General features: G+C 63.9%; 16 protein-coding genes, 1 tRNA gene and 1 pseudogene. 10 read left to right on the top strand and 8 right to left on the bottom strand.

The features are described 5' to 3' along the window. Positions 1–146: 146 nt before the first annotated feature. Positions 147–239: transfer RNA gene (locus tag A7A08_RS01025), tRNA-Ser, on the top strand. A gap of 185 nt (positions 240–424) precedes the next feature. On the opposite strand, the gene A7A08_RS01030 is transcribed toward A7A08_RS01025, so the two are convergent. From A7A08_RS01030 to A7A08_RS01060, 7 genes are all read right to left on the bottom strand, one after another. Continuing rightward, a complete protein-coding gene (locus A7A08_RS01030) occupies positions 425–1,447 on the bottom strand; it encodes a polysaccharide pyruvyl transferase family protein (RefSeq protein ID WP_069093703.1) in 1,023 nt (340 codons plus the stop codon). A gap of 121 nt (positions 1,448–1,568) precedes the next feature. Further along, complete coding sequence (locus A7A08_RS01035; RefSeq protein ID WP_069093704.1) at positions 1,569–1,772, bottom strand: dodecin family protein; 204 nt, start codon at positions 1,770–1,772, stop codon at positions 1,569–1,571. 69 nt (positions 1,773–1,841) lie between these two features. Next, positions 1,842–3,674: a FecR family protein gene (locus A7A08_RS01040; RefSeq protein WP_069093705.1), complete on the bottom strand. Its 1,833-nt coding sequence runs from the start codon at positions 3,672–3,674 to the stop codon at positions 1,842–1,844. A gap of 262 nt (positions 3,675–3,936) precedes the next feature. Continuing rightward, positions 3,937–4,326: a hypothetical protein gene (locus tag A7A08_RS01045; RefSeq protein ID WP_141693787.1), complete on the bottom strand. Its 390-nt coding sequence runs from the start codon at positions 4,324–4,326 to the stop codon at positions 3,937–3,939. After that, positions 4,254–5,681, bottom strand: coding sequence for a FecR family protein (locus A7A08_RS01050; RefSeq protein WP_169822886.1), 1,428 nt, complete (start codon positions 5,679–5,681; stop codon positions 4,254–4,256). Before A7A08_RS01050 ends, A7A08_RS01045 begins: the two co-directional genes overlap by 73 nt. Positions 5,682–5,820: 139 nt before the next feature. Further along, positions 5,821–6,204, bottom strand: coding sequence for a hypothetical protein (locus A7A08_RS16105; RefSeq protein WP_069093708.1), 384 nt, complete (start codon positions 6,202–6,204; stop codon positions 5,821–5,823). Then, positions 6,150–7,205: a tetratricopeptide repeat protein gene (locus A7A08_RS01060; protein ID WP_141693788.1), complete on the bottom strand. Its 1,056-nt coding sequence runs from the start codon at positions 7,203–7,205 to the stop codon at positions 6,150–6,152. Before A7A08_RS01060 ends, A7A08_RS16105 begins: the two co-directional genes overlap by 55 nt. A 368-nt stretch (positions 7,206–7,573) precedes the next feature. Between A7A08_RS01060 and A7A08_RS01065 the strand changes: the two genes are divergently transcribed. From A7A08_RS01065 to A7A08_RS01095, 9 genes and pseudogenes are all read left to right on the top strand, one after another. Then, on the top strand, positions 7,574–8,341 hold the full coding sequence (locus A7A08_RS01065) for a septal ring lytic transglycosylase RlpA family protein (protein ID WP_069093710.1): 768 nt from the start codon (positions 7,574–7,576) through the stop codon (positions 8,339–8,341). An 11-nt stretch (positions 8,342–8,352) separates the two neighbouring features. Further along, positions 8,353–8,532, top strand: a complete 180-nt coding sequence (locus tag A7A08_RS01070; RefSeq protein ID WP_069093711.1) for an SPOR domain-containing protein — start codon at positions 8,353–8,355, stop codon at positions 8,530–8,532. Between the two features lie 210 nt (positions 8,533–8,742). After that, positions 8,743–9,873, top strand: coding sequence for a D-alanyl-D-alanine carboxypeptidase family protein (locus A7A08_RS01075; RefSeq protein WP_245290771.1), 1,131 nt, complete (start codon positions 8,743–8,745; stop codon positions 9,871–9,873). 19 nt (positions 9,874–9,892) lie between these two features. Further along, positions 9,893–10,366: pseudogene (tmk, locus tag A7A08_RS15370) on the top strand (dTMP kinase); the annotation flags it as partial. A gap of 169 nt (positions 10,367–10,535) precedes the next feature. Beyond that, positions 10,536–11,489, top strand: coding sequence for a DNA polymerase III subunit delta' (locus A7A08_RS01080; protein ID WP_083226344.1), 954 nt, complete (start codon positions 10,536–10,538; stop codon positions 11,487–11,489). Beyond that, on the top strand, positions 11,489–11,641 hold the full coding sequence (locus A7A08_RS16110) for a hypothetical protein (RefSeq protein WP_169822887.1): 153 nt from the start codon (positions 11,489–11,491) through the stop codon (positions 11,639–11,641). The genes A7A08_RS01080 and A7A08_RS16110 overlap by 1 nt, the downstream gene beginning before the upstream one ends. Positions 11,642–11,696: 55 nt before the next feature. After that, positions 11,697–13,250 carry a methionine--tRNA ligase gene (gene metG / locus A7A08_RS01085; protein WP_069094253.1) on the top strand — a complete coding sequence of 518 codons (1,554 nt, stop codon included), beginning with the start codon at positions 11,697–11,699 and terminating at the stop codon, positions 13,248–13,250. Positions 13,251–13,258: 8 nt separating this feature from the next. Further along, positions 13,259–14,068: a TatD family hydrolase gene (locus A7A08_RS01090; protein ID WP_069093712.1), complete on the top strand. Its 810-nt coding sequence runs from the start codon at positions 13,259–13,261 to the stop codon at positions 14,066–14,068. A 33-nt stretch (positions 14,069–14,101) separates the two neighbouring features. Further along, entirely contained in the window at positions 14,102–14,902 is an 801-nt protein-coding gene (locus A7A08_RS01095; RefSeq protein WP_069093713.1) for an MBL fold metallo-hydrolase, read from the top strand. A 6-nt stretch (positions 14,903–14,908) separates the two neighbouring features. Here A7A08_RS01095 and A7A08_RS01100 read toward each other — a convergent pair whose 3' ends face one another. Then, a complete protein-coding gene (locus A7A08_RS01100) occupies positions 14,909–16,114 on the bottom strand; it encodes an autotransporter domain-containing protein (RefSeq protein WP_069093714.1) in 1,206 nt (401 codons plus the stop codon). Positions 16,115–16,142 lie beyond the last annotated feature (28 nt).

Raw genomic sequence — 16,142 nt, forward strand, 5'->3', positions numbered from 1 at the left:
GAATCCGACGAGTCGACGGCAAGCGATTGATTCCGGAACGATGATGGATATTCACGGTTCGAACGGCCGCTCACCGTGTCGGTGAAAATATGGGATGCAAGCCCCTTGCACGGGTGGGTTACCGTCGAGTAGGAAGAGGACCTTCAGGAGACGTGGCCGAGAGGCTTAAGGCGGCGGTTTGCTAAACCGTTATACGGTGATAAGCCGTATCGAGGGTTCGAATCCCTCCGTCTCCGCCATTTTTGCGCTCACGGCAATTCGCTACGCTCATGCCTCCGCGAGGGCGCGCTGACCGCGCGGCGCCCAGTCGGGCTTGCGAGCGCCGGGCCGCTCGGTTTTTTCGCTCACGCCAGTTCGCTTCCCTCACAACAGTTCGCTTCGCTCACGGCTTCGCGAGGGCGCGCTGACAGGCCGTGATGTTTGTTTATCGCGGCCTGCGGACGCTGGCGGCGATGGTTTGAAACATCAATCCATTCTCCCTTCGCGCCATGGTCTTGAAGCGGCCGATGGCGGCGTGCTCCTCCTGGCTGAACGGCGCGATGCGCGACGGCGGCAGGCTGGCGGCCCGCTGAGCGAACGCCTCGGCGCTTGGCAGCATTCGGTGCGACAGACCGATTTCTTCGAGCAGAGCCTCCACCTTCCAGGAATTGGTCGGGATGGCGAAGAAGGGGATGCCCAGATCCAGGGCGATGCAGACCGCATGGAAGCGGCCGGCCAGGAGGAAGCCTGCCTGTTCCTGGAGGAGGGCGATGAGGTCCTCGAAATCCTCGACGATATTCCGATAGCGCGCCCGGTAGACCGGGTCGGGGTGCGCGCGAGCGATCGCCCGCTTCATCCGGTAGCGAAGCGTGTCGCGGTCGGTGATGCCGCGGTCGCGGGGCGGATGGCTTCGGAGCGGCAGAAAGCGGGAGCCGGGCGTTTCGGTGGAGAGGCGGAAGAGGGCGTTCGTCTCCCCGCTCATGCTGGAATCGGTAATGAAGAGCAAATCCGCGGTGCGGCTGCGGCTCGGCGCTTCGTAGGTGAGGGTGAGATCGGGGGCATAGCCCGCCTCGATGCCGAACTCGGTGAAGCTTCGCTGGCTCTGGCGGTCCCGGGCCCAGACGCCGCGAAAGCCCTTCAGGGCCTCTCCGACGGCAGGCGGCAGCGCCTGGCAGATCGAATTGATCAAAAAGGCCGGATGGCCCGTGCGAGTCGCGGCGCGGCCGATCCCGGCAATGGCACGGCTCCCCTTGGTGTCGTGATGAAGCGTACCTTCGCCGTTCACGAGGAGCATGTCAGGACCTGTCTCAGTGAGCGCGTCCCAGGCGGCGGTCAGGGGCATGGTGCGGGAGATCTCGATCCCGGCCTCGCCCGCAAGCTGCGCGAGCTGACGGTTCACCAGCGTGCAGCCATGATGGCCCTTGGCGGCGGTATCGTTGACAAGGACGGCGCGCAAAGTCGGGGGCATGGAGCGGAAGACCGGGTTGGCCCTGCGGCGTGGCGAAGGGATTTGCCTGTTTAGCCGAAGGGCTCATCTCGCACCAGAGGGCGCCAGCCGCTCCGATCCCAGCGAGCCGCGACGAGTGTTGTCAGTCTTCCAGGAGGAAGGAGATCTTGGCGTTGATCCGATACTTGACGATCTTCCCGCCCTCGACCGTGGCCTCGTGATTCTTGATGTAGATCGACTTCACGTCGCGGACAGATTTCGAGGCTTGGTTCACGGCGTTCTGGGCGGCGTCCTCCCATCCCTTGTCGGATTCCGCCAGCACTTCGATGACTTTGAGCATGGACATTCTTCGTTCCTCCTGTCGCAGCAATTGCCTATTCAGTGGAGGAGGACTCACGGAGGCCGTCGCCAACACTCATGGGGTGAGTTTCCCGCCCCCGAATATGCCTGTGGCCTGGTATTGGTGGCCCGTCACTCCCCAGTTTCCGATGACGCCGGCGGCGGGCACGGCGCCGTTGCTCACGAAGGACCCGCGTGCCGTGCCGACGGTTCCGCTCCCGGCGAGAACGCCGCCGAAATGATTGGGACCGGGCACGGCTGCAAGCCCGTTCTGGCCGGTGCCAAAGGTCCGGCCGTCGAAATTGGAGATTGTAAGATCGCCGCGGCGGCTCGCGAAATTCCAGTTCATGTCGAGATCGCCGGATTCGCTATATCGGTCGCCCCGATTGATCACGTTGCCGAAAGCCGCGCCGTGATAGCTGGCCGAGCCGGTCACCGGCAGTTCGTCAACGGGGGTGATGTCGCCGGCGATCCACCAGCCATCGATGCGGGTGTTGGAGAGCGAACCGGCGTCGCCGATGTGGTTCGCCTGCACGCCCCACGCGCCCCATTTGATGAAATCGCACTGCGCGCAGATGGCCTCGCCGGGCAGGGGCGTATGGGTATTGGTGACCGCGGCGCTTTCGATCGATCCAGCGAGGCTCTGGCCGTTCACATCGTGGCGGTTCTCGCGCCAATAAAGCGACGGTGGCCATATGCGCAGCCTCAATTCGTGATCCACGATGGAGAGCTCGCTCGCCCCGGCGGTAAAGGCGGTGTCGCTGACGTAGTCCGAGGAGGGCCCGAAGACGGCATTGTATTCCGTATAGGAAACATCGAGCAGATCCGCGTTGTAGACATTGATGCCGCCGGAGACCGTATTCCCGGCCGGATCCAGGATCAGATGGACGTCCTCCGGAGACAGGCTCACAACCTTGTCGATGCTGCTTGAGGTGCGGGTGCCGAACCAGGTCTGCCGGGTCGTCTCCGTTTTGGCGAAGCCCGATGCATAACCGTGGAACACGCCGCCGACCTTCACGGGGCCAGGCTCCGGATCGGGACCGGGGTCGGGCGGTGGGAACCCCTCGCCAGGCGGTCCGTCAATAGGGGGCTTGTCAACGATGGGGCGCGAGCCACCAGCCGCAGGCGGAGTCCCGCCGGGAGCCGGATTGCCGGTGTTTTGCTGGGGCGGCTTGTTTTCCTGCTTCTGGATTTCCTGATTGATCAGCGTCGTGGTGGCGTCGGTCGTCAGGGTTTGAACCGAGACCCAGTCGGTGGAGCTGTTGCCGTTCGATTGCCGGCCGGTGGCCCCACCCACTGCGTTGTTGCCGGCGGAACTCGTCCTGTTGCCGCCTTGTCCCAGGGCATAGACCCGGCCGCGGCCTCGAAAGGCAGTGGTGAAGATGTTGGTATCGTCCGGCCCAGTTCGACGAATGCCCGGGTTGCCCGATGCGTCGATGGTGTAGCCGGGCTGGAAGGCCCGATAGGTGCGTCCGTTGCTGCCGGTCAGTATGAGCTCGTTTCCGTAGAGGAAGGAGAAGATCCGCCGTCCTTCGCCGATATAGGCCTGGAACATCCCGCCCCGAATGGCGAGCGCGCCCGACGGCGTCTTCACCGTGACGCTGTCGGGGTTCTTGGAGATCTTGCCGCCGACGAAGCGTATGGCGCCTTTGGAAAAGGTTGCGACGAGCTCGCCCTGCTTCGTGGACGGGTCGTAGACGAATTTGTCGATCACGAGGTCCGAGCCGGACCCCACCGTGAAGGTTGAGCCGTCATTGAGCAGGACCTGCACCAGCCCCTCATTGGAGGTGTTGATACGCTCATTGAAGAAGATCGACTTGCCGATGGCCAATTGCTCGCGTTTGCCACCGTTGAGCTGGCTGAACGCGTCCGGATTGACGGCGGCGGCGGTGCCGACCTGTTCCGCCAACACTGACGCCGGCAGGGCGACGGCTGAGCAGAGGGCGGATATCGCAGCAGATATGGCGAGGCGGCTAGACCGCGCAGCCCAAAAGGAAAGTCGGCAACAACCCATAATGATCCCCTCCCGTTCTTGGCCCGGGCATCAAAGAGCTGATGTGACCTCCGCAAGCTATAGTAGCATATTTCTCGTGGAAGATGCCGACAAATGCAGGGGGAGCGTCGAAATTTGGGTGGTTTTGCAGGACCCGATTGGGCCGGCGCAGGCGAGGTTAGTTCGGTGGGATCTGGCCGCCCGCGAAGATGCCGCCGGCTCGATATCCACTCTCCTGGAATGCCCAGTTGCCGATGACGGCTCCGGCAGGACCGTTGTGATTGACGAACGCGCCCGAAGCGACACCGGTGCCGTTGCCGCCAGTCTGGTTGAGACCGCCGCCGAAGATGTTCGTACCGGCCGGATTTGTCATGGTGCCAGTGTAGTTGCGCTGGTCGAAGGACATGTCCATCGTGCCAACGCGCGTGCCGAAGTTCCAGCCAAGGTCGAAGGTGCCTTGCTTTATCTCCCGCGTAACATTTCCACCATTGCTGCTCAGAACGCTTCCCAGCATCGCGCCGGAGTAAACCGCATTCGCCTCTTGGGCTTGAAGGTTATCGATCTGCACGGGCGAAGTGAGCTTGTTGGAGGCGACCCAATAGGTGGGGGCCGTAGACTCCATGTAATCGCTGTAGCCGCCAGTCGCTGATTGCCGAAGCCCATGGCGCCGGTGACCGCCCCCCACTTCATGTATGTGCATGCCTGGCAGAAGCCTTCGGCGCCGCCTTGACGGAAGTTGGTGGCGGCGACGTTGTAAGGATAGGGCAGAAAATCTGAATCGTAGACCGTCAGGGACGGAACGTAGTTGGCCCCATTACTGCTCGCGAAACTGAAATCGTACTTGGTGACTGCGCCGTCGCCGTTGAGGGTGTCGTAGAGGATCATCCGCGAGCTGGCCGATCCGTCGCTGTATTCCGTCAGCTTGAAATTGTAGCCATCCTGATAAGAGCTTGCGACCGAGTTGATGAAGCCGACGGGCGTGTCCGAGTAGATTGTGCCGCCTGCGAAACCGTAGTATTCGCCTGTTTTCGTCGGCGCCGGGGGCGGGTTCGGATTGGGATTCGGACCAGGGCCCGGATTGCCGCCTTGCTCCTGGTCCTGAATTTGCTGGTTGATGAGGGTCGTGGTCGCGTCGGTGATGATCGTCTCGATGTTCTGGAAGGGATCGAGAGGATCGTTCCGGGTCTGCTGATCTTGGGTGTTGCCGGAATCGCCACCCGAGCCGTCTCCGCCCGCACCATTGCCGCCGCCCGTGCCACCAGCCACGGCCCGGCCGCTCCCGCGCAAGGCATTCATGATCATGTTGGTGTCGGCTGCCGTGGTCGGACGCACCCGGGGCGTGCCGCCGGTCATGTCGAGCGTGTAACCAGGCTGGAAGACCTTATAGGTCTGCCCGTTAGACGCGGTCAGGACGAGCTGATCTCCGTAGAGAAACGAGAAGATCGCGCCTTGGCTGTTGATGGAGCCCTGGAACATGCCGCCGCGGATGGCGAGCGCGCCAGACGGTGTCTTCACGGTGACGCTGTCGGGGCTCTTGGAGATCTTGCCGCCCACGAAGCGGACCACGCCTTTGGAGAAGGAGGCGGCGATCTCGCCCTCGTCTTTGGACGGATCGTAGACGAACTTGTCGATTACCAGATCGGAGCCGGGACCTACGGTGAAGGTCGAGCCGTCGACCAACAGCACCTGCACCAGGCCCTCGCCATTGGTGTTGATGCGCTCGTTGTAGAAGATGGATTTGCCGATCTTGATCTGCTGCCCACCGGAGAAGGCATCGGGCTTCACGGCGGCCGCCACGCCGACCTTGTTGGCGGCGGCTTCGGAGGGCAGGGCGGCTGCGGCAGCGCAAAGGGCGAATGCGGCCAGCGGCAGCGACGCGAAGGCCTTCCACGCGGTGCGTGCAGGGTTCCCGTTCCGGCCCATGATGATCCCCTCCCGTCTCTGGCTGGGCATCAAATAGGCGTTGAGCGACGTCGCTACAAGGTAGGGTAGCACCGGCCGCATCACCTTAGGTCTTCCGCTATGACCAATTGCCGTATGTCTTCCCGATGCCATAAGTGCCTCAGAACGTCTTCTGGATGCCGACGATGACGCTCAAATCGTCGAAAGCGCGGATTTCGTAATTGGACGCCTGATCGCGATATTCTACCTGAGGGATGACCGCCCAGGTCTCAGCCACGGGAAGGATCATGGCCGTTCGTGCCCAGAGGGTCGTGTCCTCCTCGTTCTGAGTCGGATCGATGGTCGGATCGGGCGAATCGTAGTCGCGCCGGATCACGCCGCCGCCGATCTGCCAGGTCCAGGGGTAACGGCTGGTCCAGAGCGGATTGCCGAAGGTCCATGCGACGCCGCCGGAGAGCGCGACTTCCCAGTTCGAGTAGAAATCCGCCGTCACGTCCTCGCGCTGGGCATAACCCTGGGTGGTGAGGATGACGCCCGGCGCCATGATGTAGGAGTAGGTGAGGCCGAAGCGGGTCTGGGGGCCGTCGCGCAGGCTCGCGGTCGGCAGCTCGGCGGTGTCGTTGAAGTCCCGCACACGGGTCTCGAGGCGGGCGCGAGGAAGGACCGTTCTGCGGCGAAGCTGGTCCAGCGCAGGCCGGCGCCCGGCGCGCTGAAATAGTAGTCCTGACCGAGATAGGCGAGGTCGCCGATGGCGTAGACATAGCCGCGGCTCTTGGGCATCTCCCAGCGCTTCAGGTTGTAGCTCGGGCCGACCGTCGCCTCGAAGAAGTTCAGGTTGATGTCCTGCAGGACGCTGTCGAAATACCACGAGTTGTAGGCCAGGAAATCGAACTCGAAGGTGTCGCCCTGGCGCTCCCGGTCATGGGAATAGTGGACGTTCCCGATTGTCAGGTTGCTCCAGCCGGAGCGTCCAACGGCCTGATCGTCCAGGGTAAAGTCGATTCCGTTAAGGGTGACGCTGTTGTTCGCCGGCCCGGTGTTCGCGTTGCTCTCCCAGCGGATGCCCGAATAGATGGAGCCCGAGAAGGTCTCAGGCTCGGCGGTCACGTCGAGCTGTTCGATGTAGATCTGGACCTGCTGGGCGATCTGCGGCGGGGTGGCCGGGTTGACCTTCGCCTGCTGCAGATAGTTGCGGGACACCTCATAGGCGCCGAGCTGATAATACAGGATGCCGAGCTCGAGCTGAATCTGGGGCGTGTTGGGCTGATAGATCAGCATGCGCTCCAGGGTGGAGACGGCGCCTTCCAAATCGCCGGCCATCTTGGAGAGCTTCACATATTCGAAGGCGAGGTCGAGATCGTTCGGCCTGGCCATCATCTCGACCAGCATGGCCTCGCGGCGGCTTTCGATCTGCGAAGGGGTGAGGGGCTGTGCTTTGGCCACGGTCGATGTGGAGGCGAACGCCGGGGCGCAGCCGCATAACACGACGCAGAGGGCAGCCATGATGGCTGCCAGATGGCCACACCCAGCTTTCATTACTCTCATACCAGCCCCGTTCGATCTCTAAAAATACCGGAGTGCCGAAACGCCAGCAAGGTGAGCCGGGCCTGCTTCCGTGCTGTTTCTGACGTTTGTGGCCGCAAAATCACGCCAAATGTGCAGATTCGGCACAGAGTCGGAAGCGGGCGATGGTTAACGGGCTTTAAGGCTTTCTCAATTGTCTGGAGGCTTTGATGGGGCCGCGCTCCGGAGAGGGACCGTTCGGTTCCCGGGGCCGCATCGATGCGTCGTCAGTTTTTGCGTAGACGGGGTCCAAATTGAATCGGGTGGCTTTGCCCAATCGCGCGCCGCGCGCGGCCGGAACCTGCGGGTTCGGGCCGGTCTCTGCGACGGTGCGGATTGTACTTGCGTGGGTGGCCGTATGCGGTCTTGCCGTAGGTCTGAATGGCTGCGGCGAAAGCGGCAACGGCGAGAAGCTGGGGCCGCGGGTCATTCCCCTCGGCCAGCCGGTGCCCAAGGGCGGCGGACGTCAGATGGTGGGCAAACCCTACAAGGTCGCCGGCCGCTGGTATAAGCCCCAGGACGTCACGCATTACACCGAGGTCGGCACGGCGTCCTGGTACGGTGAGCTTTTCCATGGACGGCGCACGGCGAACGGCGAAATCTACGATATGAACCGGCTTTCGGCCGCGCACCGGACGCTTCCGCTGCCTGCGCTCGTCCGGGTGACCAATCTTTCGAATGGCCGCACGGTCGTCGTCCGCGTGAACGACCGGGGACCCTTCTCCAACAATCGCATCATCGATCTGTCCAGCCGGGCGGCCCATGCTCTGGGCTATCGGAAGCAGGGCACGGCCAAGGTGGAGGTCACCTATATGGGGCCGGCTCCCTTGAGCGGTGACGACAGCTTCGAGCGGCGCTTCCTGGCCCAGCAGGGCTGGGCGCACTACGCGTCGAACGAGAGCGGACCCCGGATGGCCCAACCGATGGCTCTGGGCAGCCTTCCCAAGCCGCCGACACCCAATCAGAAGCCGGCGGCGCCGCCGCAGCGGCCCCAAGCTCAGCTGGCTTCGGCGCAGCTGCAGCCGGTCGTTTCCGTTCGGTCCCCGACTCCAGCCGCGCCGCCGCAGGCACCCGTCGCGAATGGCGGGTTCGCCATCCAGGCGGATCCTTCTCGGTAGAAGAAAACGCCATGCAGGCTCATAGCCGTCTCGGCGGCATCGGCGGGGTGGACGTCTCTCCCGTCACGGTCAACGGCGCCACCTATTACCGGGTACAGGTGGGTCCCTTCGGCGACCGCTCGAGTGCGGAATCCGCGCGGGCCAAAGTGGCTGCCGCGGGCTACTCCGGCGCGCGGGTCGTCGGGCCATAGCGCTGCTTCCGCCGGCGGCGCTCCCCGTCAAGTCCGATTGATTTTCGGAATCCATGCTCCGATAGTAGGGTTAAGGGCGCGCAGCCAGTGCGCGCTGCCATTCTCCAGCACAGCTCAGCGTTGCAGTTCAGCTTCTTCATGTCGCCAAACTTGGGGTTCCGTAAGCTTTTCCAGTGGGTTGCGCGCGGATGCGCGGCGCTCGCTCTAGGCTTGTTCCTCGCGATGGGCGGGCTCGCCTCGAAGGCCGTCGCCGAGGATTTTGCCACCACGGCCAAGAACGCCATCCTCGTGGAGGCCGATACGGGCATCGTGCTGTTCGAGAAGGACGCCGATGCCAAGATCGATCCGGCCAGCATGAGCAAGCTGATGACCCTTGCGGTGGTCTTCAAGCAGCTCAAGGAAGGGCGGATCAAGCTCGATCAGGAATTCGAAGTCAGCGAGCATGCGTGGCGGACAGGCGGGGCGCCTTCGGGCACCTCGGCCATGTTTGCGCCGATCCATTCGAAGGTCACCGTCGAGCAGCTCATTCAGGGAATCACGGTGCAGTCGGGCAACGATGCCTGCCTGATCCTTGCGGAGGGGATCGCAGGCTCGGAAGAGAAGTTCGTCAAGTTGATGAACGACTATGCGAAGGAGATCGGTCTCTCCCAATCCCATTTCGCGAACTCGACCGGACTCACGGCGGACGGCCATGTCATGAGCGTGCGGGATATCGAGACGCTGGCGGAATTTCTGCGTACCCAATATCCCGAGTATTATCATTACTTTGGACAGCCGACCTTCGAGTTCACCCGCTTCACGTTCCGCAACCGGAATCCGCTGCTCGACGAAGGGATCGGTGTTGACGGGCTGAAGACGGGATACACCAAGGACGCCGGCTATGGGCTCGTGGCGAGCGCCGAGCAGAAGGGCCGGCGCATCAATGTCGTGGTGGCCGGGCTTCCCTCGCAAAACGACCGGGAGAAGGAAGCGAAGAAGCTCATCCAATGGGCTTACAAGCACTTCAAGCGGTATCGTCTGTTCGACGAGGGCGAGAAGGTGAGCCGCGCGCTGGTCTGGGGCGGCGAGAAGCATTACGTGAAGCTGGTCGGCAAGGGCGATATCGACGTGCTGCTGCCGATCTCGGACAATCCCAAGGTGACGGCGTCGATCGCCTATCAGGGGCCGGTGAAGGCTCCGGTGAAGAAGGGCGATCATCTGGGCTATTTGCGGGTGGAGGGCGTGGAGCTGAAGACCAAGAACGAGATCCCGCTTTACGCGGGCGAGGATATCGCGCCGTCGGGCTTCGCCTGGCGAGGCCTCGATTCCCTGTTCGTGCTCGCCTTCGGCTGGGCTCTTTAGGCTCCGGGAGGCTCGTCCGATGCGGTTCGACAACGGCCGGCTGATCACCCTCGAAGGTGGAGAAGGATCCGGCAAATCCACCCAAGCCGACATCCTGGCGATGCGGCTGGCGAGGGCCGGTCGCCGCGTAGTGTCGACCCGGGAGCCTGGCGGCTCGCCGGGCGCCGAGGCGATCCGGGAGGCCATCCTGTCCGGTCAGGTCGCCAAATACGGGCCCTTCGCCGAGGCGCTTCTCTTCGCCGTCGCCCGAAAGGATCATATCGATTTCCAAATCGAGGCGGCCGTGACGGACGGCAAATGGGTCGTGTGCGACCGCTTCCTCGATTCGACCCGGGCCTATCAGGGGGCGATGGCCGGCGTGCCACGACGGATTCTCGATTCCTTGGAACGGCTTACCGTGGGCGACTTCATCCCCGATCTCACGCTTATCCTGGATATCGATCCGGAGGCCGGCATGGCGCGCGCCAATGCACGCCGGGAGGAGGGCGAGGCGGCCGACCGGTTCGAGCAGGAACAGTTGCTTCTGCATGACCGGGTCCGCCAGGCTTTCTCGATATCGCCGAGGAAGAGCCGGAGCGCTGTGTGGTTATCGATGCCTCGCAGCCGGAGGCGGTGGTCGCTGAGGACATCTGGGAAGCCGTCACGGAACGGCTCGGCGCCTGATGGCGGCGGCGGATACCAATGCCCGCGACGAGGAGCCGGATCGCCTCGCCGGATTTCCGGCGCCGCGCGAGACTGTGGCGCTCTACGGCCATGGGGAGGAGAAGGCGGAGTTCGAGCAGGCGCTGGCCGAAGGGCGCCTCCACCATGGCTGGCTGATTTCAGGGCCCGAGGGGATCGGCAAGGCGACGCTGGCTTATGGGCTGGCGCGCCAGGTTCTTGCCCATGACCGGCCCGGCGAAGACCCTGACGATCCGGACGGACCTCTGTTCCATCAGGTTGCGGGACGGGCCCATCCAAATCTGCTGATCCTCAATCGGACCTACAATCCGAAGACGAAGCGCTATTCCCAATGGATCGGCGTGGATGAGGTGCGCCGGCTGCGCTCCTTCCTGGGCGGCACGGCGGCGCAGACCGGCTGGCGGGTGGTCGTGGTGGACCGGGCGGACGAATTGAACGCCCAAGCGGCGAATGCGCTCCTGAAAGGTCTGGAGGAGCCGCCTGCGAAGACCGTCTTTCTCCTGGTCGCCGCGGCGGAAGGACGGCTGCCGGTCACCATCCGCTCCCGCTGCCGCTCGTTACGGCTGCATCCGCTGGAGGATGCCGATGTGGAGCGTGCCGCGCGGCAGGCACTGGACGCGGCGCACGCCGGCGTGGACGACGAGACTCTGGAGACGTCGATCGCCCTGGCCGAGGGCAGCGTGCGGCGGGCTCTTGTGCTGTCGGGCGGCGAGGGGATCGCGCTTTATGGCGAGATCTTCGATGCGTTCCGCAAGCTCCCCCAGCTAGACGCGGCCTGGCTGCACAAGAAGGCCGACACGCTGGGTGCGCCGGGCAACACAGAACAACTGGAGCTCTTCTTCGCGCTGCTCCTCGGACTGATGGAGCGGCTGATCCGGGCGCGGGCGACGGAGACGAGCGGCATGATTCGGAGATCGCGCTGGCCGGCGAGCTGATGGGTGCCGGCGATCTCGGCCGCTGGGCTGATGCGTGGCAGGCCATCGGCAGAGCCCATGACGAAACACTCGGGCTCAATCTCGACCGGGGCGTGCTGGTGCTGGACAGCTTCTCCAAGCTGCAAAGCCTGGCGATGGGCACAAACCGTTAGCCGCACCGCTTGCGAACGCTTGCGGGGGGCCGGGCGCACGGCTATGTCTGCCGCCATGTCTGGCGAAGATTTCTATTACATCACCACGGCGATCTCCTATCCGAACGGCGAGCCCCATATGGGTCACGCCTACGAGGCGATCGCCACGGATGCGTTCGCGCGTCACAAGCGGCTCCAGGGCAAGCAGGTCTATTTTCTGACCGGCACCGACGAGCACGGCATCAAGATGGTGCAGACGGCGAAGGCGGAGGGCATAACCCCGGCCGAGCTCGCCGACCGCAACACGCCGCGCTTCCGCGAGCTGGCCGCGGCCATGAATTGCTCCCACGACGACTTCATCACGACTCGCGAGGAGCGCCACTGGAAGTCGGTGAGCGAACTCTGGAAGCGGATGGCCGACGCTGGCGACATCTATCTCGACACCTATGCCGGCTGGTACTCGGTGCGGGACGAGGCCTATTACGACGAGGATGAGCTGACGGAGGAGGGCGGTCAGAAGCTCTCGCCGCAAGGCACGCCCGTGGAATGGGTCGAGGAGGACAGCTATTTCTTCCGGCTCTCCGCCTATCAGGACAAGCTGCTGGCCCATTACGAGGCCAATCCCGGCTTCATCGGACCCGAGACGCGCCGGAACGAGGTGGTGAACTTCGTGAAGGGCGGCTTGCGGGACCTTTCCATCTCGCGCACGAGCTTCGATTGGGGCGTGCCGGTGCCCGGCGATCCGAAGCATGTGATGTATGTCTGGGTCGACGCGCTGACCAACTACATCACCGGCGTCGGCTTCCCGGACGAAGAGAGCGAGCAGTTCAAGCGCTACTGGCCGGCCGATGTGCACATCATCGGCAAGGACATCGTGCGCTTCCACGCCATCTACTGGCCCGCCTTCCTCATGTCGGCGGGGATCGCGCTGCCCAAGAAGGTGTTCGGCCACGGCTTCGTGAACAATCGCGGGGTCAAGATGTCGAAGTCGTTGGGCAACGTCATCAACCCCTTCACGCTCGCGGAAGAATTCGGCGTCGATCAGCTGCGCTATTTCCTGCTCCGGGAAGTGCCGTTCGGCCAGGACGGCAATTATTCGTCGGAATCGATCACGACCCGCATCAATGCCGATCTCGCCAACGATCTGGGCAATCTCGCCCAGCGCTCGCTGTCGATGATCGCCAAGCATTGCGAGGGCAAGCTGCCGCCGGCGACCGGCTTCACGAAAGAAGACGAGGCGATCCTGCTGTCCGCCGACAGCCTCAGCTCGCTGGTGGACGAGGCCATGGAGGCCTATGCGCCGCACCGGGCTCTGGAAGCGATCTGGAGCGTCGTGGCGGATGCCAACCGCTATTTCGCGGGCGAGGAGCCGTGGGCGAAGCGTAAGACCGACTTCGAACGCATGGAGACGATCCTCTATACGACGGCCGAGGTCCTAAGGCAGGTGGCGATACTGGCCCAGCCGGTGATCCCGGTGGCGGCGGCGAAACTGCTGGATCAACTCGCCGTGCCGGAGGATAGCCGCGACTTTGCGGCGCTGGGCGAGCCCGGCCGGTTGACGCCGGGCGTCTCGCTTCCCACACCTGAAGGCATCTTTCCACGCTACGAAATGCCCGCCCAGGCCGAGTGAGTTTGCCCATGCATGTGATCGACAGCCATTGCCATCTCGATTTCGAGTCTCTGTCGGAGGACCGCGGAGGCGTTCTGCAGCGCGCTGCGGATGCCGGCGTCGATTTGATGGTGACCATTTCCACCCGGGTGAAGCGCTTCGACGAGATCCTTGCGATCGCGGAGGCGCATCCGAATGTCTTCTGCTCGGTGGGCACCCATCCTCACAATGCCGACGAAGAGCTGGATGTGACGGCTGAGGACCTCGTCAAGCTTGCCGAGCATCCCAAGGTGGTGGCGATCGGCGAGGCGGGGCTTGACTACCACTATGACAACGCGCCGGTGGCCGCGCAGGCTCAAGGCTTCCGCACCCATATCGCGGCGGCGCGCGAGAGCGGCTTGCCCCTGGTGATCCATGCGCGCGAGGCGGATGACGATGTGGCGGCCATCCTCGAGGAGGAGACCGCGAAGGGGGCGTTCCCCTTCGTGCTTCACTGCTTCACGGCCGGCCCGGACCTCGCCAGGCGCGGTCTGGCGCTCGGCGGCTATCTGTCGGCCTCCGGCGTGCTGACCTTCAAGAAGTCCGATGCCTTGCGGGAGATCTTCGCCGAGGCCCCGATCGACCGGCTGCTGGTGGAGACGGATGCGCCGTATCTGTCCCCGGAGCCCCATCGCGGCCAGACCAACGAGCCGTCCCGCGTGGTCCATACGGCAGCGAAGCTCGCCGAGGTGAAAGGCGTCAGCGAGGACGAGATCGGTCGGATCACCTCGGACAATTTCTTTCGGCTGTTCTCCAAGGTTCCGCGCGAGGCAGCCGGCGCCAAGGCCCATGCGGCCTAGGTCGCGGCGATTCCATCCAGGCAAACCCGGTTCATGAGCTTGAAAGTCACCATCCTCGGCTGCGGCACGTCCGGGGGCATCCCGCGGATCGGCGAGATCTGGGGCGATTGCGATCCCGCCAACCCCAAGAACCGCCGGCTGCGCTGCTCGCTTCTCGTGGAGAAGGAAGGACCCGGCGGCAAGACGACGATTCTGGTCGATAGCTCGCCGGATCTCCGCCAGCAGATGCTGACGGCCGGCGTCTCCTGGGTCGACGGGGTGCTCTATACCCACGATCACGCGGACCATACCCACGGGATCGACGATCTGCGTATGATCGCCTTCAACGGCAAGAAGAGGGTGCGGGTCTATCACGACGCCGAGACGGGGGCCGTGCTAAAGCGGCGCTTCGCCTATTGCTTCGAGACGCCGCCGGGAAGCGATTATCCGCCGATCCTCGATTCCACCGATATCGCGCCGGGCGAAGGCTTCACCATCTCAGGGGCAGGGGGTGACATCGCCGTCATGCCCTACCTGCAGCAGCATGGCGCGGTCCACAGCATCGGTTATCGCTTCGGCGGCATCGCCTATTCGCCGGACGTGAACGACCTGCCCAAGGAGAGCCTTGAGCATCTGCACGATCTGGATGTCTGGATCCTCGATGCTCTGCGGCCGAAGCCGCATCCGAGCCATCTGAGCGTCGATGAGGCTCTCAGCTGGGTCGAGCGGATGAAGCCGGCGCGGACCGTCTTCACCCACATGCATATCGATCTGGATTACGAGAGCTTGATCCGCGAACTCCCGGAGGGCGTCGAGCCCGCCTATGACGGGCTCGTTCTTCATACCGAAGAGTAGGGCGCCCTACGGCTTGTTGCCGATCGGCACATTGACCGAGACGCGGCCCGAGGCGGACGGATCGATATCCGAGTTCATGGTCTCGGTGTAATCCATGGTCGCGCGGATGCTGTAGTCGTCCGTCTTGGTGAGCGCCACACCGCCGCCGACCCTGTTGGTGGGGGCGGCGTTGGTGAAGTCCGCGTCGTCCACGTTCAGGCTGCTCTCGAAATACGCGAAAGGCTCGATCTTCTTATCTTCGCCCGCCTGGAACGGCCGCTTGATCTCCGGGCGCACGGACACGCGGGTCTCTTCGATCCGCGCGGCATCGACGCCGGCCATCGGAATGTCCGCATCCTCGGTGATGTGGGTCACGGCGCCGGACGGCGTAAGCTGCATCTTCTTGATGCCCCAGTTACCGCTGACTCGGGCTTGGTTCAGAGACCGGTTGGTGGCATAGGCGGCGGCGTCCTCGCCGGTGCGGGCCACGTCGTTGGACTGGCCCCACAGGGACTTCGCATCGACGATCACCTTGTCGGTCACGCGGTAGGCGGCGTAGGGGCCGGCCATGTAGGCCTTGCCGTCGACCTGCTCGCTGGTTCCCACAGCATGCTGAGCGGCGTCGTCGGTCTGCACCATGCCGCCCACGAGAGCGTTCGAGTTCACTTTGTAGTCGGCACCGACATAGGTGGTGACGGCTTCGCCGGCCTTGCGGGTATTCCCGGAGGCGTCGAGGGATTGGGTCTGGCTGCGCACCCACACATCGACGGGCGGCGCCTTCCGGCGTACGGCCTCGGGCAGCTTGACGTCCTCACCGCGTTCCTTCGCCTCCTGCAGACGCTTCCGCTCCGCATCGGAGATGGCGGCGCGCCACTCGTGCAGGCTCGTCTCGACCTTCGTGCCGCTGCCGGCTTCCTGCATGTTGAAGGGCGTCTTGACGTTACCGTCCGCCTGCCAATTGCTCGTGTTTAGGCGATTGGTGACGCGATCCTGAGTGGGATTGGTCCCGGCTGTGCGGCCGAACCGGTTCCGGACCATGTCCTGGCTCATACCGGGCACGGCGACGCAGCCGCTGGTGTCGGTGGTGGTGCAGGCGCCTTGCGCATAAACCGGTGCCGGCAGTAGCGCTGCCGCGGGAAGCCCGGCGATCAGCGCCGTGCGAATACCGAAGAGAATACGCCGGTCGAATCTTCTGGGCGCGATTGGATGATGCGCCTTCTTCGTCTCGATCATGGTGGCCTCGTTCCCTCAAGAGAGCGAA

The sequence above is a fragment of the Methyloligella halotolerans genome (assembly GCF_001708935.1).
GTDB lineage: Bacteria > Pseudomonadota > Alphaproteobacteria > Rhizobiales > Methyloligellaceae > Methyloligella > Methyloligella halotolerans.